This is a genomic window from Streptomyces sp. NPDC005262, assembly GCF_042872425.1.
In the GTDB taxonomy this organism is placed as follows: Bacteria; Actinomycetota; Actinomycetes; order Streptomycetales; family Streptomycetaceae; genus Streptomyces.
Genome location: NZ_JBIAKK010000004.1, coordinates 209,095 through 225,871 on the forward strand (window position 1 = coordinate 209,095; position 16,777 = coordinate 225,871).

A 16,777-nucleotide genomic window follows, 5' to 3' on the forward strand; every position below is an offset into this window, starting at 1 on the left:
GCCTCATTCTCCGGAGCGCTTCTCTCCGGATCGTCCGTCCCCGTGTGCCGCGTCGAGAGCGCCGGACAGTGCCGCCAGGAACGCGTCCACCTCTGCGTCACCGATGATCAGCGGCGGCATGAGCCGTACGACATCGGGGGCGGGCACGTTCACCAGGAGTCCGGCTCCCTGAGCCGCCTGTTGCACCTGCGGCGCAAGGGGCTCGGTGAGCACGATACCCAGCAAGAGACCTGAGCCACGGACGTGGGAGACCAATGGGTGCCCCAGGGCTTCGACACCGTCCCGGATCCTCTCGCCGAGCCGCTTCACCCGGTCCAGGGCGCCGCCCGCGGCGAGCGTGTCCAGAACGGCGAGACCGGCGGCGCAGGCGATCGGGTTGCCGCCGAACGTCGTGCCGTGCTGGCCGGGCTTCAGCAGGTCGGCCGTCGCGCCGAAGGCGACGGTCGCGCCGATCGGCAGACCGCCGCCGAGCCCCTTGGCGAGGGTGACGATGTCGGGCTCGACGCCCTGGTGGGACTGGTGCTCGAACCACTGGCCGCACCGGCCGATACCGGTCTGCACCTCGTCGAGGACGAGCAGGGTGCCGGTGGCCCGGGTGATCTCCCGGGCGGCCTCCAGATAGCCCTTGGGCGGGACGACCACTCCGTTCTCACCCTGGATGGGCTCGATGATCACCAGCGCGGTGTCGGTGGTCACCGCGGCCCGGAGGGCGTCGGCATCGCCGTACGGCACATGTGTGACGTCACCGGGCAGCGGAAGGAAGGGCTCCCGCTTCTTCGGCTGGCCGGTGAGGGCGAGCGCGCCCATGGTCCGGCCGTGGAAGCCGCCGGCGGTGGCGACCATATGGGTCCGCCCGGTGAGCCGGCCGATCTTGAAGGCGGCCTCGTTGGCCTCGGCGCCCGAGTTGGAGAAGTAGACGCGGCCGGTCCGGCCGAAGAGCTGGAGGAGCCGTTCGGCGAGCACGACGGGCGGTTCGGCGATGAAAAGGTTGGAGACATGGCCCAGCGAGGCGACCTGGGTGGAGACGGCCTCGACGACGGCGGGGTGGGCGTGGCCCAGCGCGTTCACCGCGATGCCACCGACGAAGTCGAGGTACTCGGTGCCGTCGGCGTCCCACACACGGGCGCCTTCGCCGCGGACCAGGGAGAGCTGCGGGGTGCCGTAGTTGTCCATGAGCGAGCCCTGCCAGCGCTGCGAAAGCTCGGCGTTGGTCATGCTTCCCCCTGTGCGTCGGGTACGTCGGCTGCGTCGGGCACGACCATCGTGCCGATGCCTTCGTCGGTGAAGATCTCCAGCAGGATCGAGTGCTGGACCCGGCCGTCGATGACACGGGCGGTCTCGACACCGTTGCGTACGGCGTGCAGGCAGCCCTGCATCTTCGGGACCATGCCGCTGGACAGCTCCGGCAGCAGCTTCTCCAGCTCGGTCGCGGTGAGCCTGCTGATCACGTCGTCGCTGTTGGGCCAGTCCTCGTAGAGGCCCTCGACGTCGGTGAGGACCATCAGCGTCTCGGCGTTCAGCGCGGCGGCGAGTGCGGCGGCCGCGGTGTCGGCGTTGACGTTGTAGACGTGGTTGTCGTCGGCGGAGCGCGCGATGGAGGAGACGACCGGGATCCGGCCGTCGTCGAGCAGCGCCTGGATGGCCCCGGTGTCGATCGCGGTGATCTCGCCGACCCGCCCGATGTCGACGAGTTCGCCGTCGATGGTGGGGCGGTGCCGGGTGGCGGTGATGGTGTGGGCGTCCTCGCCGGTCATGCCTACGGCGAGCGGGCCGTGCTGGTTGAGCAGGCCGACGAGCTCACGCTGGACCTGTCCGGCCAGCACCATCCGTACGACGTCCATCGCCTCGGGCGTGGTGACGCGCAGCCCGGCCTTGAACTCACTGACCAGGCCCTGCTTGTCGAGCTGGGCACTGATCTGCGGGCCACCACCGTGCACGACAACGGGCTTGAGGCCGGCCTGCCGCAGGAAGACGACGTCCTGGGCGAAGGCCGCCTTCAGTTCCTCGTCGATCATGGCGTTGCCGCCGAACTTGATGACGACGGTCTTGCCGTTGTGCCGGGTCAGCCAGGGCAGCGCCTCGATGAGGATCTCCGCCTTCGGGAGTGCGGTGTGTTTCCGTGCCGCACTCATGAGCTGTACGCGCTGTTCTCGTGGACGTAGTCCGCGGTGAGGTCGTTGGCCCAGATGACGGCGGACTCGGTTCCGGTGGCCAGGTCGGCGGTGATCTCGACCTCCCGGAAGCGCATGTCGACGAGGTCGCGGTCCTCGCCGACGCCGCCGTTCTTGCAGACCCAGACGCCGTTGATGGCGACGTTCAGCTGGTCGGGCTCGAAGGCCGCCTTCGTCGTTCCGATCGCGGAGAGGACCCGGCCCCAGTTTGGGTCCTCGCCGTGGATGGCGCATTTGAGGAGGTTGTTACGCGCGATGGAGCGGCCCACCTCGACGGCGTCGTCCTCGGTCGCGGCGTTGATGACCTCGATCCGGATGTCCTTCGAGGCACCCTCGGCGTCACCGATCAGCTGCCGGGCCAGGTCGGCGCAGACGGTCCGAACGGCCTCCGCGAACTCGCCGTGCTCCGGGGTGACACCGCTCGCACCGGAGGCCAGCAGCAGCACGGTGTCGTTGGTCGACATGCAGCCGTCGGAGTCGACCCGGTCGAAGGTGGTGCGGGTGGCGGCGCGCAGCGCGGAGTCGAGACCGGCCGCGTCCACATCGGCGTCGGTGGTGAGGACGACCAGCATGGTGGCCAGTCCCGGCGCGAGCATGCCCGCGCCCTTGGCCATGCCGCCGACGGTCCAGCCCTTGCCGTCCGCGACGGCGGTCTTGTGGACGGTGTCCGTGGTCTTGATCGCGATGGCGGCCTTCTCGCCGCCGTGCTCGCTCAGCGCCGCGGCGGCGGTCTCGATACCGGGCAGCAGCTTGTCCATCGGGAGCAGCGTGCCGATCAGCCCGGTCGAGGCGACGGCGATCTCACCGGCGCTGTGGCCGACGAGCACCTCGGCGGCCTTCTCGGCGGTGGCGTGGGTGTCCTGGAAGCCCTGCGGGCCGGTACAGGCGTTGGCGCCACCGGAGTTGAGAACGACGGCGGTGACTTCGCCGCCCTTGAGGACCTGCTCCGACCAGAGGACGGGGGCGGCCTTCACGCGGTTGGAGGTGAAGACTCCCGCGGCGGCGCGGCGCGGCCCGTTGTTGACCACGAGGGCCAGATCCGGGTTGCCGCTCTCCTTGATCCCCGCGGCGATACCCGCCGCTGAGAACCCCTGTGCTGCCGTGACGCTCACGGTGCCACTCCGATCGTGGAAAGACCAGTGTCCTCGGGGAGTCCGAGGGCGATGTTCATGCTCTGCAGGGCGCCGCCGGCGGTGCCCTTGGCAAGGTTGTCGATGGCGCTGATGACGATGATCCGGCCTGCCGCCTCGTCGTAGGCGACCTGAATCTGTACGGCGTTGGAACCGTAGACGGACGCTGTGGCGGGCCACTCCCCCTCGGGGAGGAGATCGACGAACGGTTCCTCGGCGAACGCCTTCTCGTACGCGGTACGAACCGACTCGGCACTCACACCCGGCTTCGCCTTCGCGCTGCACGTGGCGAGGATGCCGCGGGGCATCGGCGCCAGGGTCGGCGTGAAGGAGACCGTGACCGGCTCGCCGGCCGCGGCGCTGAGGTTCTGGATCATTTCCGGGGTGTGCCTGTGGACACCGCCGACGCCGTACGGGGACATGTTGCCCATCACCTCGGAACCGAGCAGATGCGGCTTGGCCGCCTTGCCCGCCCCGGAGGTACCGGACGCGGCGACGATCACGGCCTCGGGCTCGGCGAGCTGGGCCGTGTACGCCGGGAAGAGCGCGAGGGAGACGGCCGTCGGGTAGCAGCCGGGCACCGCGATCCGCTTGGACCCCGCCAGCGCGGCGCGGGCACCGGGCAGTTCGGGGAGCCCGTAGGGCCAGGTCCCGGCGTGCGGCGACCCGTAGAACTTCTCCCAGTCGGCGGCGTCCGTCAGCCGGAAGTCGGCGCCCATGTCGACGACGAGCACCTCGTCACCGAGCTGCTGCGCGACGGCGGCGGACTGCCCGTGCGGCAGAGCGAGAAAGACGACGTCGTGCCCGGCGAGGACCTCGGCGGTCGTCGGCTGCAGCACCCGGTCGGCGAGCGGCCGTAGATGGGGCTGCAGGGTGCCGAGCCTCTGCCCCGCGTTGGTGTTGCCGGTGAGGGCGCCGATCTCGATCTCGGGATGAACCAGCAGCAGACGCAGCAGTTCCCCGCCGGCGTATCCGCTCGCTCCTGCTACCGCTGCACGTACCGGCATCGAAATCCTCCTCGTCGATGGCATGACTATACGCATCGCTGCAGTTTTATGCAAAGCTCGCAACGAAGTCTTCGTTTCTACCGCGCTCCGCCGGTGAGTCGCTTTTCGAACCAGTGGTGGGCGTAGGGCTCGTCGTTGAAGGCGGGGACCTCGGTGTACCCGCCGGCGCGGTAGAGGCGGGTGGCCGCTTCCAGGGCTCTGTTGGTGTCGAGTCGCACCAGGTCGCTGCCGTGCCGGGCGGCGCGTTCCTCAAGGTCGGCCAGGAGACGCCGGGCCAAGCCGAGCCCTCTGACACGGGGGCTGACCCACAGCCGTTTGATCTCTGCGGGGGCTCCGGCCGGCAGCTTGAGCCCGGCGCAGCCCACCGGCTCGCCGTGCAGCCGGGCGACGAGGAACAGGCCGCGTGGCATGCGCAGTTCGCCCGGGTCGGGCAGCAAGCTGTTTGCGGGGTCGAAGCCGCCGTCGAAGAGCTCTTGCAGTTCGACGGCGTACGACCGCAGGCAGCGCGCGGCGTCCGGGTGGCCGGGATCGAGCACTTCCAGGGAGACCACCGAAGCCGTCAGCAGTCGCTCGACCTCCGCCATGGCCGAGGTCAGCCGGTCCCGCTGCCCGGCATCGAGCGGGTCGAGGAGCGATGCGGCGAGTGCGTCACTGCGGTCGTCGAGAAGAGCGCGCTCCTCCCGCCCGGCCTCGGTCAGTCGCACGGTGCGTACCCGCCGGTCGCCAGGGTGGGGCTCGAGGGCGACGAGGCCGTCACGCTCAAGCGCGCGCAGCAGCCGGCTCACGTAGCCGGAGTCGAGGCCGAGCCGGGCCCGCAGGCTGCGGACGTCGTCCGTGCCCTCGTCGCCGATCTGCCAGAGCAGCCGGGCCTGCCCGTAGGGGCGTGAGCCGCCCAGATACCGGTCATGCAGCACCCCCACACGCTCGGCGACCGTCCGGTTGAAGCGCCGCACCTGCTCCACCTGCTCCGTCATTCTCTGACTTTAGTCAGGCAATAAGGACGGGGCAATGCGGGTGCGTGGGGCGACCAGGACGGCCGAAGACCTGCAGGGACGCGGTCGGCCGAGGCGGCCCCACGGTGTCACGGAGACGGGCGACGCGCCCGGCCGCGCAGGTCGCGTACGGAGCCCGGTCGCACCCCCAGCGACGTCACGCGATCGACGGGTCCGACTCCTCCTCCACCGTCCAGGACAGCCCTTCGGGCAGCGCCCGGCTCGCCTCTCCCGAACCGCGCAGCGCGAGGACGACCAGGGTCGCCGCCGCCGAGACGCACAGGAGCCAGTCGAGAACGGCCGGCAGCCGGTCGGGGCCGAAGTAGAGGACGGGCGCGATGAGCAGGGCGGCGAGCAGGACGCCGCCGAGAATCCGGGTGTGGACAGGTGCGGCGAACTTGGCGGTGCGGGGCAATCGCCGGACCGCGCGCTCGGACGACGGAGGGTGTGGTCCGGTCAGGTACGGGCGCGCCTCGTCCGGGTCCGTGAGCCCCATGAGCACCTCGCCGCCGTCGGAGACGAATGCCGCGGGCAGCTCCGCCTCGATCAGCTTCCACCGCTGGGGCCAGCAGAGCCAGCCTTCCTGACCGCCGAGGCGCAGGACCGCCCGGCCCACCTCCTCGGGGGCACTGCCGAGCCTGATCGCACGTTCGCCGTCCTGGAGGACGAGCCAGTGGTACTGAGTGACGTCGAGTTCGCCCGGCTTGCCGCCACGCCGGAGGTAGCGCATCCGGACGGGTTCACCGACCCTGACACGCACGGCATGGAGCTCGCCCCGCATGGCGTCGTCCGCCAGTACGCGGAACTTGCTGCGCGTCTCACCCTGGCCGGCCCTGCGGCGAGCGAAGGCGAGGGTTTTCACCGTCACGAGGAAGACCAGGATGATCAGCAATCCGGAGAGCACCCCGCCCGAACCGGCGGCCAGCCGGGTCAGGACGAGCGGGGTCAGGACAAGGAGGACGGTTCCGGTCGCCCGGCCCACGTCACGGGCGGGCAGCGGGAGCCGGCGCGGCAGCGGTGGCCGTTCTCCCCCGCCGGACGGCGCGGCGCCGAGCGGCGGCGCCGTACGGCAGGCGAGCGCCCACGCTCCGGCGGTGACGACGGCCGCCCCGAGCGCGCCGGCCATGTCCCAGCGCGGGGCGGGGGCGTCGTGGCGCACGAAGACCAGGGACAGGGCCACGGCGGCGCAGACCAGAGCGGTGCTGCCGAGGGCCCGGGTGATGAAGGTGGAACGTCGCATGGGCGTCCTTGACCGGTGAGGTGGAGCCGGGGGTGGGGCACCGTCTCGCGGGGCTGGGTGTGCACACACCGGTCACACCCGCGGTGGGATGCGGGAGGGGGAGCGGTGGCCGTGCGCGACACATCAGTGTGGACCGCGATCCCGGGCGAGGCAAAGGGGTTCCGTGCAAGCTCTTCTGATGCTGCGTCAGCTCATTCTGCCGCCTCCGCCCGCAGGGATCCCGCTTCCGGCCCGCCTGGTCGCCCCGGGCGATCGGACCCTCGGGCCACCCCGTGCGGTGGTGACCGACAGCCCGGATGTCAGGATGGAACCATGACGACCAAGGTTTTTTTCGACATCACCATCAATGACGAGCCCGCCGGGCGGATCACGTTCAACCTGTTCGACGACGTGGTCCCGAAGACCACGGAGAACTTCCGCGCGCTGGCGACCGGCGAGAAGGGCTTCGGCTACAAGGGCTCTTCCTTCCACCGGGTCATCCCCGACTTCATGCTCCAGGGTGGCGACTTCACCAGCGGCGACGGCCGCGGTGGCAAGAGCATCTACGGCGAGAAGTTCGCCGACGAGAACTTCAAGCTCACGCACAACAAGCCCGGTCTGCTCTCGATGGCGAACGCGGGCCCGAACAGCAACGGCTCGCAGTTCTTCATCACCACGATCGTGACCTCGTGGCTGGACGGCAAGCACGTCGTGTTCGGCGAGGTCGACGGCCAGGAGAGCATGGACCTGGTCAAGAAGATCGAGGGCTACGGCTCGCAGAGCGGCAAGACCCGGGCGAAGGTCACCATCGCCGACTGCGGCGTCCTCTGACCGCACGCGGGATTCGCGGGCGCACCTGAGGCGCCGGGCCGGGACGGACCACAGCTCCCGGCCCCCTCCTGACGCGACACCGCACCTCTCCTCGCGAACCGCACCCGAGCGCGTCGGGCCGGCCACCTGCCGGTCCGGCGCGCTCCGTGCGTCTGCGCACACCTTCCACCTTCCATGCAGTGTCAACCGATGGTTGACACCACACGACCGTCAACCTACGGTTGACACATGACGAAACCCGTACGCATGACGAACCCGGTCCGGCTCGACGACCTGATCGAGGCCATCAAGAATGTCCACTCGGACGCTCTCGAACAGCTCTCGGACGCGGTCATCGCCGCGGACCACCTCGGTGACGTGGCCGACCACCTGATCGGCCACTTCGTCGACCAGGCCCGGCGCTCCGGAGCCTCCTGGACGGAGATCGGCAAGAGCATGGGGGTCACCCGGCAGGCGGCCCAGAAGCGCTTCGTCGCCAAGGCTCCCGGCGAGCCGTCGGACCTCGACCCCGGTCAGGGGTTCAGCCGGTTCACCCCGCGGGCGCGGAACGTCGTGATGGCCGCGCAGAACGAGGCCCGCGCCGCAGGCAACGACGAGATCCTGCCCGAGCACCTGGCACTCGGGCTGCTCAGCGAGCCGGACGGGCTCGCCGCGGCATACATCAAGGCGCAGGGCATCGCGCTGGACTCCGTCCGCCAGGCCGCGACCGCGGCGCTGCCGCCCGCGGGCGACGAGCCCCCGGAGCTCATCCCGTACGACGCCGGGGCCCGCAAGGTGCTCGAGCTGACGTTCCGGGAGGCCCTGCGGATGGGCCACAACTACGTGGGCACGGAGCACATCCTGCTCGCCCTGCTGGAGCACGAGGACGGCTCGGGCGTGCTGAGCGGGCTGGGCATCGACAAGGCGACCGCGGAGACCGGCCTCGCCGAGGCCGTCATGCTCGCCGCCGGCGCACGCCAGGAGGACTGACCCGGCGCGAACGGTCGCAATAGAGTGGAGGGGAGCAAGGAGGTGCCTCATGCGGAAGGTCACCGACTGCCAGGAGTACCCCAGCGAGACGAAATGCACCCTTGCCCTCTCCGGTGAGCCGGAGGAAGTGGTCCGCGCCACCAGTGATCTGGCCGTGTCGGTGCACGGTCACGCGGACGACCGGGAAATCCGGGAGCAGACCGGGGCCGGACTGCGGGACGAGCCCATCCAGCTCGCCTGAACCGCACCCCGCACCCCGAACAGACACACGCACACACGAGCCCGCCGCGGCCCACGTCTCCTCGTGGCCCACGCCGAGGGCCCAGTGCCCGACACTTGTGAAGCGACCTCACGGCCGGGCCGGGGAACCGGCCCGGCCGACGCGTCAGAGCGCCTCGTACACCGCCTCGATCAGCGCCATCTTGCGCGGGTCGTCGGCGATGCGCGGGCCCATCCGGTTCATGACGTATCCCAGGGCGACGCCTGCCTCCGGGTCGGCGAGACCGCAGGATCCGCCCGCACCGTCGTGACCGAAAGCGCGTGGGTTGGGGCCGTACGAACCCTGTGGGCCGCTCAGCCACAGGCCGAGGGCGATCTCCGTCTCGTGGTCGAAGCCGATGCCGAGCACCAGGTCCCGGCAGCTGCCCTGACCCTCGCGGGCCCGCTCGGCGGCCTCCTCGGAGAGGATCCGCCGGTCGCCGAGCCGGCCCCGGCCGGCGAAGATCCCGTACAGCGCGGCGACGGCGCGGGCGGTGCCGTGGCCGTTCGCCGCAGGGATCTCGGCGGCCCGCCACTCGGGTGTGTTGGCTGCGGGCGCACCGGTGGGCGGGTTGAGCAGCGAAGCGACGGCCACCGGCGCCATCCGGGCGAAAAGCGCCGCCTGCTCGCCCGCGGCGGACTTCGGCACGACGAGCTCCGCGACGCGGTCCGCCTCCTTCTCCGGAAGCCCGATGGTGAAGTCGATGCCGAGCGGTCCGGTGACCTCCTGCCGGAGGAACTCCCCCGGCAGCAGTCCGGTGATCCGGCGGATGACCTCACCGACCAGGAAGCCGTACGAGAGCGCGTGGTATCCCGACCGGGTTCCGGGCTCCCACCACGGCTCGGTCGCCGCCAGCCGGGTGGTGGTCACCTCCCAGTCGTACAGATCGGCCAGACTGTGCGGCTCACGCAGCCCGGCCACGCCCGAGCGGTGCGAGAGCAGATGGCGTACGAGAACGGCTTCCTTGCCGGCTGCGGCGAATTCCGGCCAGTACGTGGCGACGGGCGCGTCGAGGTCGAGCAGCCCCCGGTCGGCGAGGATGTGGGCGCAGAGCGCGGTCGGGCCCTTGCTGGTGGACCAGACGTTGACCAGGGTCTCCCGTTCCCAGGGGCGGGTACGGGCCTCGTCGGCCCAGCCGCCCCAGAGGTCGGCCACGGGTTCCCCGCCGACCAGGACGGTGACGGCCGCGCCGAGTTCGTCACGCTCCCCGAAATTCGCTTCGAATGCGGCGCGCACACCTGAAAATCGGTCGTCGCAGTGGCCGTGGATCTGCGGCACGGTGGCCTCCCTCGCCTGGGCATGCCTGGTGGTGCAGGGTCGAGGGGCAACATACCGACTGGTCGGACCGGCGGGAAGATGTCGGGCACCCTCATGGCGGGACGGTTCACCGGATCAGCGGGGGCCCGCCTCGAGGCGCAGGCTCCAGCGGCCCGGCAGGCCGGTGAGCGTGACGGTGGAGAGCGGGCGGACGTCGACGTTCCAGTACGTCGAGGGCGGCGCCCCCAGCGCGTAGACGAGGGCGGCCCGGACGACGGCCGGCTCCGCGACGGCGACGATCGAACCCTCGCTGGCGGGGCGGGTGTCCAGCCAGCCCCCTATCCGCGTGATGAACGCGAGCAGGGGTTCGCCGCCGTGCGGGGCCGAGCGCGGGTCGGCGAGCCAGGCGTCCACCGCGGCCGGTTCCCGGGCCGCCACATCGGAGAGGGTCAAGCCGCGCCAGCGGCCCATGTCGCAGTCGCGCAGGGCCGGTTGGGCCATCGGCGCGTAACCGAGCGCCTCCCCGGTGGCGCGGCTGCGTGCCGTCGGCGAGCAGTAGCGCAGTTCGGCGGCGCCCAGGGGCACCAGGGCCTGCGCGGCGAGCTGCACCTCGTGCCAGCCGGCCTGGTCGAGCGGCCGGTCGTCGTCGAAGCGCTCGGCGAGCAGTGAGGAGCTGCGCGCCGCGGCGACGAGCGAGACTCGAACACTCATGGCGGAGATCGTGGAGCGGATCGCCGCCCAGGTCAAGGGCTCCCCTCGTCAGACGGATCCGACGGCGTCGAGCCGGAGGTACATCCACTTCTCGGGGTTCCTCAGCGGCTTGAAGCCGACCTTCTCGTAGACCCCGTGGGCGTCGTCGGTGGCGAGCGTGAGCCGGCGGATACCGGTAGGGGCGAGGTGGTCCCGCACGGCGCCGGCGAGCCGGGTGCCCAGACCGTGACCGCGGGCCGGCCGGTCGACGTACACATCGCAGAGCCAGGCGAAGGTGGCGTGGTCCGTCACCACCCGGGCGTAGCCGACCTGGCCCCCCGAAGCGGTGTCGTACGCGCCGAAGTTGAGCGATCCGGCGATGGCCAGGTCCTGCTTCTCGCGGGTACGGCCGAGGGCCCAGTAGGCGTCGGTGGAGAGCCAGCGGTGGATGCGGGCCGGGTCCAGCCGGGCCGGATCGGACGAGATCTCGTAACGCTGCCGGGGGCTGTCAGTCATGTCCGGAGGATAGGTGGTGCGGTCCGGGCGCGGCGAAGAGTTTGTCGCAGGCGGCGCGCAGTCGCCGCACGCCCTCGGCGATCTCGCCCGTTCCGGCGACCGCGGCGAAGCTCAGCCGCACCTGGGCGGACGGAGGTTCGGCGCAGTAGTACGGACGGCCCGGCGCGATCGCCACGCCCGCGAGCAGCGCGGCCGAGACGAGCGCCGCTTCGTCGGCGCTCGTTGCGGCGTCCGGCAGCCGCAGCCAGAGGCTGCCGCCGCCCGCGGGAATGTGCGGGAGCGAGAAGCCGGGCAGTTCCAGCCGCAGCGCGGCCGTCATGGCGGTCCGCCGTTTCTTCAGCTCCACCGGTACGGACCGCAGATGGTGACCCCAGGCCGGGGAGCCGACCAGTTCCAGGGCGGCTTCCTGGAGTGGGCGGGGGACGAAGAAGTTGTCGACGACATGGAGGGCACGCAGCCGTTCCAGGACCGGCCCGCGGGCGGCCAGCGCACCCACCCGCAGGCTGGGTGAGGTGATCTTGGTGAGGGAGCAGACGTGCACGACGACGCCGTCGGGGTCGTCGGCGGCCAGCGGAACCGGCAACGGGCCCGCGTCGTCATGGACGAGACGGCGGGCGAAGTCGTCCTCGACGACGAAGGCCCCCGCTTCGCGGGCGATCCGGACGACCTCGCCGCGCCGGTCCGGGGCGAGGACCGCACCCGTCGGGTTCTGGAAGAGCGGCTGGCAGACCAAGACGCGGGCGCCGGTGGCCCGGAAGGCTGCGGCGAGCAGATCGGGTCGCACCCCGTCGGCGTCGACCGGCACCGGGACCGGCCGCAGTCCGGTGGCGCGGGCGGCCGCCAGCATGCCCGGGTAGGTGGGCGATTCGACGAGGACGGGGGCGCCCGGCGGGGCGAGGGCGCGCAGGGCGGTGGCCAGGGCGCTCTGCCCGCCCGCGGTGATCAGCACGTCGGCGGCGGTGAGCGACGGCCCGATCTCGCGGGCGAACCAGGCGCGCAGTTCGGTGAGGCCGTCGGTGGGCGGGCGGCCCCAGGCGCCGGGGCGTCGGCCGGCCCGGGCGAGGGCCGCGGCGAGTGCCCGTTCGGGCTGGAGCGAGGGGTGGAGGTAGCCGCCGTTCAGTTCGATGACGCCGGGCGGCGGTGCGGCGAGGGTGACCAGGACACCGGACGCGTCGACGGTACGGGGCACGACCTCGGGGCCACCGTCGCCGCTGAGGGAGATCTCCTGCCAGGAGGTGTCGCCGGGCGGTGATGCGTCGGTACGGGGCTGCGCCCGGAAGGCGCCGGAGCCGGGACGGGTGACGACGAGCCCCTCGGCGGCGAGCTGCGCGATGGCCCGGGAGACGGTCACGGGGCTGACCCGGAAGCGCTCCACGAGGGCCCGGCTCGACGGCAGCTTCCCACCTGGCGAGTAGCGGTTCAACTCACCTCGGAGGGAACTGGCCAGCCCGGCAACGCTGCTACGCTCTTGCATGACAGCACAGGATAGCGCTACCCGATCGACATCGATAGCGGTTGCCCCGTCGGCGGGCAGGAGCGGCACTCTTCTCGCCGGACTGGGCGTGGTCGCCTTCTCACTGACGTTCCCGTCCACCGTCTGGGGGCTGGAGAGCTTCGGCCCCTGGTCGCTGGTGACCTTGCGCAGCCTGCTCGCCGCGCTGATCGCGGGCTGGGTGCTGCTCGCGGGTCGGGTCCCGGTACCCGACCGCCGCCACTGGAGCGGGCTCGCGGTCGTCGCGGGCGGTGTGGTGATCGGCTTCCCGCTGCTGACGACACTGGCCCTGCAGACCTCCACGTCATCGCACGCGGCGGTCGTGGTGGGGCTGCTGCCGCTGACCACGGCGGTGCTCTCGTCGCTGCGGACCGGGACGCGCCCGCCACGTACGTTCTGGATCGCGGCGCTGGCCGGGGCGGCCGTGGTCATCGCCTTCACGGTGCAGCAGAGCGGCGGCGCGCTGTCCGCGGGCGATCTGTATCTGTTCGGCGCGCTGCTGGTGTGCGCGGCGGGGTACACGGAGGGCGGCAGGCTGGCGGGGGTGATGCCGGGCTGGCAGGTGATCGGCTGGGCGCTGGTCCTCGCGGCGCCGCTGATGGTGGCGGGCGCGGCGGTCGCGCTCCCCTTCGAGCCGGTGCGGCTGAACGCACACGGGGTCATCGGCCTGGTGTGGGTGGCGGCGGGTTCGACCTTCGTCGGCCTGTACGTCTGGTACCGCGGCATGGCGGAGATCGGTGTTCCGCGGGCCAGCCAGCTTCAGCTGGCGCAGCCGCTGCTGACCCTGGTGTGGTCGTTCCTGCTGCTCGGCGAGGAGGTCTCGGCGGCCGCGCCGGTGGCGGCGGTGGCCGTGCTCGTCTGCATCGCGGCCACCCAGCGTTCGGGGGCCAGGCGGTAGCCCGTCCGGTGGGCAAGGGCGTCCGGTCATAGACTTGTCGACAAGGACCGCCACCCGTGAGGAGGTCACTCCCGATGGAGGCACACCCGGGCGACCGGCTGCTGACGCACGGCAGGACCGTGGGACAGCACGACAGGGTCGCAGAGATCGTCGAAGTGCTCGGTGCCGGGGGCGCTCCCCCGTACCGTGTCCGCTCCGACGACGGACACGAACACCTGGTTTCACCAGGTCCCGACGCCGTCGTCCAGCACACCGTGGTCCGGCACCGGGGCCCGGAGACCCCGTAGGGCCCCCGGGCGGACCATCCCCGACCGCACCACACGAGGTGCGCTCCCTCCGGCCCCTCGGGGTCAGCGAGGAGGGCGCACCCTGTGGCGGTAGTGGTCGGCGACCACCTGGGCCATCGTGCCGATCCGATCGGTCACGACGTCCTTGCCCGAGAAGTAGACATGGCCGCGGACCTGGTCGTAGGCGGCAGCGAAGTCGAGATGGCGGGAGAGTTCGGCCGGGTCCTGCCAGGCGGCCGGCTGGGCCGGGTCGCCTGCCTTGTAGAGCGCCTCTCCGACGAAGAGATCGACGCCGGTGCCCCGTACGACGTCGTCCCACCAGGGCAGCAGCTTGGCGTAGTCGGCGGCGGCGAAGCCGATGTTCCAGTAGATCTGCGGGCAGATGTAGTCGATCCAGCCCTTCTTGACCCAGCCGCGGGTGTCCGCGTGCAGATCGTCGTAGGTCTGCACACCCGCCTTGGTGTCCGAGCCGAGCGGGTCGGTCGCGGCGTTGCGCCAGACTCCGAACGGGCTGATCCCGAACTGGACGTTCTTCTTGATCTTCTTGATCCGCTCGGCGGTCTCGCGCACCAGCTTGTCGGTGTTGTCGCGGCGCCAGGCGGCCTTGTCAGGGAAGTTCGCGCCGTACTTCGCGTACGTGGCGTCGTCGTCGAAGACCTGTCCGGCTACCGGGTACGGGTAGAAGTAGTCGTCCCAGTGGACGGCGTCGATGTCATAGCGGCGGACCGCGTCGAGCATGGCGTCCTGGACGAAGCGGCGGACCTCGGGCAGTCCGGGGTTGTAGTAGAGCTTCCCGCCGTACGGCAGGACCCAGTCGGGATGCAGCCGTGCGGGGTGGGTGGGGATCAGTCGGGACGGGTCGGTGTGGTTGGCGACCCGGTACGGGTTGAACCAGGCGTGCAGTTCGAGGCCGCGCCGGTGCGCCTCGCGGACGGCCGTGCCCAGCGGGTCCCAGCCGGGATCCTGGCCCTGGACCCCGGTGAGGTACTGGGCCCACGGCTCGTAGGGCGACGGCCAGAACGCGTCGGCGGTCGGGCGGACCTGGAGGATCACGGCGTTCAGCCGCCGGTCGACCGCCTCGTCGAGGTAGGCGATCAGCTCGGCCTGCTGCTCCGCCACCGTCAGGCCGGGCGCGGACGGCCAGTCGATGTTCGCCACGGTGGCGACCCACATGCCGCGCAGCTCACGCCGGGCGACGGAGTGGGAACGGGCCTGCTGCTCGGACGACGCGCCTGTCCGGGCCCTCGGAACAGTCTGCGGTACGGCCACGGCCTCACCCGCCCCCGCGGTTCCTGCAACTACCCCCGCGACCACTCCGGCCGCACCCGCCACAAAGCCCCTTCGGGCGATTTGCCGCATTCCGTTGCCACCTGCCGTCTCTGTGTCCTCATTCATCACCCTGTTATCGGGCGTAACGCTGAGCATGCCCGCCCCGGCCCGTCATGGTCCATAGGTCGCGGAGTAACGTCGGGGGGTCGAGGCAGGGCCCGGAATCAGACGGGTGTCCGCCGAACGGAGATCAGCGAAAGGCACGAGGTGACGGACTCTATGGCCGACATTGCACGCGTCGGAGTGGTGGGCTGTGGCCAGATGGGCGCAGGCATCGCGGAGGTGTGCGCCCGCAGCGGCCTCGAGGTCAAGGTGGCCGAGACCACCGGCGAGGCGCTGGAGATCGGTCGCACCCGGCTCCACAACTCCCTCTCCAAGGCCGCCGAACGCGGCAAGATCACGGAGGAGGAGCGCGACGAGACACTCGGTCGCCTCAGCTTCACCACCGACCTCGGCGAGTTCGCGGACCGCGATCTCGTCATCGAGGCCGTCGTGGAGAACGAGCAGGTCAAGACCGAGATCTTCCAGGTGCTCGACCAGGTGGTGACCCGGCGGGACGCGATCCTGGCCTCCAACACCTCGTCCATCCCGCTGGTGAAGCTGGCCGTAGCGACCTCCCGCCCGGACCAGGTCATCGGCATCCACTTCTTCAACCCGGCCCCGGTGCAGAAGCTCGTCGAGCTGATCCCCGCGCTGACCACGTCCGACGAGACGGTCACCCGCGCCGAGGCCCTGGTGCAGGACGTGCTCGACAAGCACCCGATCCGCGCCCAGGACCGCTCCGGCTTCGTCGTCAACGCGCTGCTGATCCCGTATCTGCTCTCCGCGATCCGGATGTTCGAGTCGGGGATCGCCAGTCGCGAGGACATCGACAACGGCATGGAGCTCGGCTGCGCCCACCCGATGGGCCCGCTGAAGCTCTCCGACCTGATCGGTCTGGACACCGTGGCCTCGGTCGCCGACTCGATGTACGCCGAGTTCAAGGAGCCGCTGTACGCCGCTCCCCCGCTGCTCCAGCGGATGGTGGACGCGGGCCGGCTCGGCCGCAAGACGGGCTCGGGCTTCTACCCGTACTCCTGACCGCTGATCGGGGCCGCACGGGGCCGGCCGGGGACGCCCCGGCCGGCCCCGCGTGCGTGGCTGTCACGGAGCCCTGGTGCCGTCCCGGCGGGGGTCCGGGCTCACCCCAGCCGTAAGTGATGGAGCATCATCAGCCCGGCCACCATGTTGGCGGCCGGGACCTCGCCCCGGGCGATCATGTCGGGCACCAGCTTGAGCGGTATCCACTCGCGTCGCGACGACTCGAAGTCGTCCTGCGGGTGCCCGGTCCAGCTGGCCTCCTGAGCCCAGTAGAGGTGGTGCCGGGCGTCGGTGAGGCCGTTCGACGGCTCCACGGTCAGCAGCGGGCGCAGCGGGCCGGGGCGCCAGCCGGTCTCCTCCTCCATCTCCCGGGCGGCCGCGGCGGCGATGTCCTCGCCGTCCTCGACGACGCCCGCGGCCAGTTCCCACCCCCAGCTGTCGGTGATGAACCGGTGCCGCCACAGCAGGAGTACCTCATTGGCCTCGTTGACGACGGTTGCCGCGGCGACAGGGCGCAGCCGCACGAGGTAGTGGTCGAGGTGTCGGCCGTCGGGGAGTGCGACGTCCGCCAGATTGACCCGGAACCAGCGGTTTTCATACACGGTTTGTTCGTTCAGATTCGTCCACTGCACGGTTCTGCCACCTTCCGA

At 71.2% G+C, this 16,777-nt stretch carries 18 protein-coding genes; 6 read left to right on the top strand and 12 right to left on the bottom strand.

Annotated features, from left to right (window positions below; all coding sequences use genetic code 11):
• Window positions 1-3 precede the first annotated feature (3 nt).
• The 6 genes from ACFYP5_RS14075 to ACFYP5_RS14100 all read right to left on the bottom strand — a co-directional run bounded on the left by ACFYP5_RS14075 (window position 4) and on the right by ACFYP5_RS14100 (window position 6,540).
• Entirely contained in the window at window positions 4-1,215 is a 1,212-nt protein-coding gene (locus ACFYP5_RS14075; protein WP_389034841.1) for an acetylornithine transaminase, read from the bottom strand.
• Complete coding sequence (gene argB / locus ACFYP5_RS14080; protein ID WP_030968605.1) at window positions 1,212-2,132, bottom strand: acetylglutamate kinase; 921 nt, start codon at window positions 2,130-2,132, stop codon at window positions 1,212-1,214. Before argB ends, ACFYP5_RS14075 begins: the two co-directional genes overlap by 4 nt.
• The gene (argJ, locus tag ACFYP5_RS14085; RefSeq protein WP_389034844.1) at window positions 2,129-3,283 is read right to left on the bottom strand and encodes a bifunctional glutamate N-acetyltransferase/amino-acid acetyltransferase ArgJ; all 1,155 of its coding nucleotides are present in this window, start codon (window positions 3,281-3,283) and stop codon (window positions 2,129-2,131) included. Before argJ ends, argB begins: the two co-directional genes overlap by 4 nt.
• A complete protein-coding gene (gene argC, locus ACFYP5_RS14090; protein ID WP_389034846.1) occupies window positions 3,280-4,308 on the bottom strand; it encodes an N-acetyl-gamma-glutamyl-phosphate reductase in 1,029 nt (342 codons plus the stop codon). The genes argJ and argC overlap by 4 nt, the downstream gene beginning before the upstream one ends.
• Before the next feature lie 77 nt (window positions 4,309-4,385).
• The gene (locus ACFYP5_RS14095) at window positions 4,386-5,282 is read right to left on the bottom strand and encodes a GNAT family N-acetyltransferase (protein ID WP_389034848.1); all 897 of its coding nucleotides are present in this window, start codon (window positions 5,280-5,282) and stop codon (window positions 4,386-4,388) included.
• Between the two features lie 175 nt (window positions 5,283-5,457).
• Window positions 5,458-6,540: a hypothetical protein gene (locus ACFYP5_RS14100; RefSeq protein WP_389034851.1), complete on the bottom strand. Its 1,083-nt coding sequence runs from the start codon at window positions 6,538-6,540 to the stop codon at window positions 5,458-5,460.
• Window positions 6,541-6,852: 312 nt separating this feature from the next.
• Here ACFYP5_RS14100 and ACFYP5_RS14105 point away from each other — a divergent pair, with 312 nt between their 5' ends.
• From ACFYP5_RS14105 to ACFYP5_RS14115, 3 genes are all read left to right on the top strand, one after another.
• A complete protein-coding gene (locus tag ACFYP5_RS14105; protein ID WP_389034853.1) occupies window positions 6,853-7,350 on the top strand; it encodes a peptidylprolyl isomerase in 498 nt (165 codons plus the stop codon).
• Between the two features lie 228 nt (window positions 7,351-7,578).
• On the top strand, window positions 7,579-8,319 hold the full coding sequence (locus tag ACFYP5_RS14110; protein ID WP_389034856.1) for a Clp protease N-terminal domain-containing protein: 741 nt from the start codon (window positions 7,579-7,581) through the stop codon (window positions 8,317-8,319).
• 49 nt (window positions 8,320-8,368) lie between these two features.
• Window positions 8,369-8,560, top strand: a complete 192-nt coding sequence (locus ACFYP5_RS14115) for a DUF1059 domain-containing protein (RefSeq protein ID WP_389034859.1) — start codon at window positions 8,369-8,371, stop codon at window positions 8,558-8,560.
• A gap of 144 nt (window positions 8,561-8,704) precedes the next feature.
• Here the strand turns inward: ACFYP5_RS14115 and ACFYP5_RS14120 are convergent, their stop codons facing one another.
• The 4 genes from ACFYP5_RS14120 to ACFYP5_RS14135 form a co-directional block, all read right to left on the bottom strand.
• Window positions 8,705-9,856, bottom strand: a complete 1,152-nt coding sequence (locus ACFYP5_RS14120; protein WP_389034861.1) for a serine hydrolase domain-containing protein — start codon at window positions 9,854-9,856, stop codon at window positions 8,705-8,707.
• Window positions 9,857-9,970: 114 nt separating this feature from the next.
• On the bottom strand, window positions 9,971-10,546 hold the full coding sequence (locus ACFYP5_RS14125; protein WP_389034863.1) for a histidine phosphatase family protein: 576 nt from the start codon (window positions 10,544-10,546) through the stop codon (window positions 9,971-9,973).
• 48 nt (window positions 10,547-10,594) lie between these two features.
• Window positions 10,595-11,041 (bottom strand): GNAT family N-acetyltransferase, encoded by a 447-nt coding sequence (locus ACFYP5_RS14130; RefSeq protein ID WP_389034866.1) that lies wholly within the window; start codon window positions 11,039-11,041, stop codon window positions 10,595-10,597.
• A complete protein-coding gene (locus tag ACFYP5_RS14135) occupies window positions 11,034-12,515 on the bottom strand; it encodes a PLP-dependent aminotransferase family protein (RefSeq protein ID WP_389034869.1) in 1,482 nt (493 codons plus the stop codon). The genes ACFYP5_RS14130 and ACFYP5_RS14135 overlap by 8 nt, the downstream gene beginning before the upstream one ends.
• Between ACFYP5_RS14135 and ACFYP5_RS14140 the strand changes: the two genes are divergently transcribed.
• Together ACFYP5_RS14140 and ACFYP5_RS14145 are read left to right on the top strand one after the other, a co-directional pair.
• A complete protein-coding gene (locus ACFYP5_RS14140; RefSeq protein ID WP_389034872.1) occupies window positions 12,514-13,431 on the top strand; it encodes a DMT family transporter in 918 nt (305 codons plus the stop codon). The two genes, ACFYP5_RS14135 and ACFYP5_RS14140, sit on opposite strands and share 2 nt — an antisense overlap.
• A gap of 74 nt (window positions 13,432-13,505) precedes the next feature.
• Window positions 13,506-13,718, top strand: a complete 213-nt coding sequence (locus ACFYP5_RS14145; RefSeq protein WP_389034875.1) for a DUF1918 domain-containing protein — start codon at window positions 13,506-13,508, stop codon at window positions 13,716-13,718.
• Between the two features lie 63 nt (window positions 13,719-13,781).
• On the opposite strand, the gene ACFYP5_RS14150 is transcribed toward ACFYP5_RS14145, so the two are convergent.
• Window positions 13,782-15,077 (bottom strand): glycoside hydrolase family 10 protein, encoded by a 1,296-nt coding sequence (locus tag ACFYP5_RS14150; RefSeq protein WP_389034877.1) that lies wholly within the window; start codon window positions 15,075-15,077, stop codon window positions 13,782-13,784.
• A gap of 189 nt (window positions 15,078-15,266) precedes the next feature.
• Between ACFYP5_RS14150 and ACFYP5_RS14155 the strand changes: the two genes are divergently transcribed.
• Window positions 15,267-16,127, top strand: coding sequence for a 3-hydroxybutyryl-CoA dehydrogenase (locus ACFYP5_RS14155; RefSeq protein ID WP_384111828.1), 861 nt, complete (start codon window positions 15,267-15,269; stop codon window positions 16,125-16,127).
• A gap of 101 nt (window positions 16,128-16,228) precedes the next feature.
• Here ACFYP5_RS14155 and ACFYP5_RS14160 read toward each other — a convergent pair whose 3' ends face one another.
• Window positions 16,229-16,759: an NUDIX domain-containing protein gene (locus ACFYP5_RS14160; RefSeq protein ID WP_326602612.1), complete on the bottom strand. Its 531-nt coding sequence runs from the start codon at window positions 16,757-16,759 to the stop codon at window positions 16,229-16,231.
• Window positions 16,760-16,777 lie beyond the last annotated feature (18 nt).

Coding starts and splice junctions, on each gene's coding strand:
- ACFYP5_RS14100 (WP_389034851.1), bottom strand. CDS start 6,540: ATGCGACGTTCCACCTTCATCACCCGGGCCCTCGGCAGCACCGCTCTG.
- argC (WP_389034846.1), bottom strand. CDS start 4,308: ATGCCGGTACGTGCAGCGGTAGCAGGAGCGAGCGGATACGCCGGCGGG.
- ACFYP5_RS14125 (WP_389034863.1), bottom strand. CDS start 10,546: ATGAGTGTTCGAGTCTCGCTCGTCGCCGCGGCGCGCAGCTCCTCACTG.
- ACFYP5_RS14105 (WP_389034853.1), top strand. CDS start 6,853: ATGACGACCAAGGTTTTTTTCGACATCACCATCAATGACGAGCCCGCC.
- ACFYP5_RS14155 (WP_384111828.1), top strand. CDS start 15,267: ATGGCCGACATTGCACGCGTCGGAGTGGTGGGCTGTGGCCAGATGGGC.
- ACFYP5_RS14130 (WP_389034866.1), bottom strand. CDS start 11,041: ATGACTGACAGCCCCCGGCAGCGTTACGAGATCTCGTCCGATCCGGCC.
- argB (WP_030968605.1), bottom strand. CDS start 2,132: ATGAGTGCGGCACGGAAACACACCGCACTCCCGAAGGCGGAGATCCTC.
- ACFYP5_RS14140 (WP_389034872.1), top strand. CDS start 12,514: ATGACAGCACAGGATAGCGCTACCCGATCGACATCGATAGCGGTTGCC.
- ACFYP5_RS14150 (WP_389034877.1), bottom strand. CDS start 15,077: ATGCGGCAAATCGCCCGAAGGGGCTTTGTGGCGGGTGCGGCCGGAGTG.
- ACFYP5_RS14075 (WP_389034841.1), bottom strand. CDS start 1,215: ATGACCAACGCCGAGCTTTCGCAGCGCTGGCAGGGCTCGCTCATGGAC.
- ACFYP5_RS14110 (WP_389034856.1), top strand. CDS start 7,579: ATGACGAAACCCGTACGCATGACGAACCCGGTCCGGCTCGACGACCTG.
- ACFYP5_RS14135 (WP_389034869.1), bottom strand. CDS start 12,515: ATGCAAGAGCGTAGCAGCGTTGCCGGGCTGGCCAGTTCCCTCCGAGGT.
- ACFYP5_RS14115 (WP_389034859.1), top strand. CDS start 8,369: ATGCGGAAGGTCACCGACTGCCAGGAGTACCCCAGCGAGACGAAATGC.
- ACFYP5_RS14145 (WP_389034875.1), top strand. CDS start 13,506: ATGGAGGCACACCCGGGCGACCGGCTGCTGACGCACGGCAGGACCGTG.
- ACFYP5_RS14095 (WP_389034848.1), bottom strand. CDS start 5,282: ATGACGGAGCAGGTGGAGCAGGTGCGGCGCTTCAACCGGACGGTCGCC.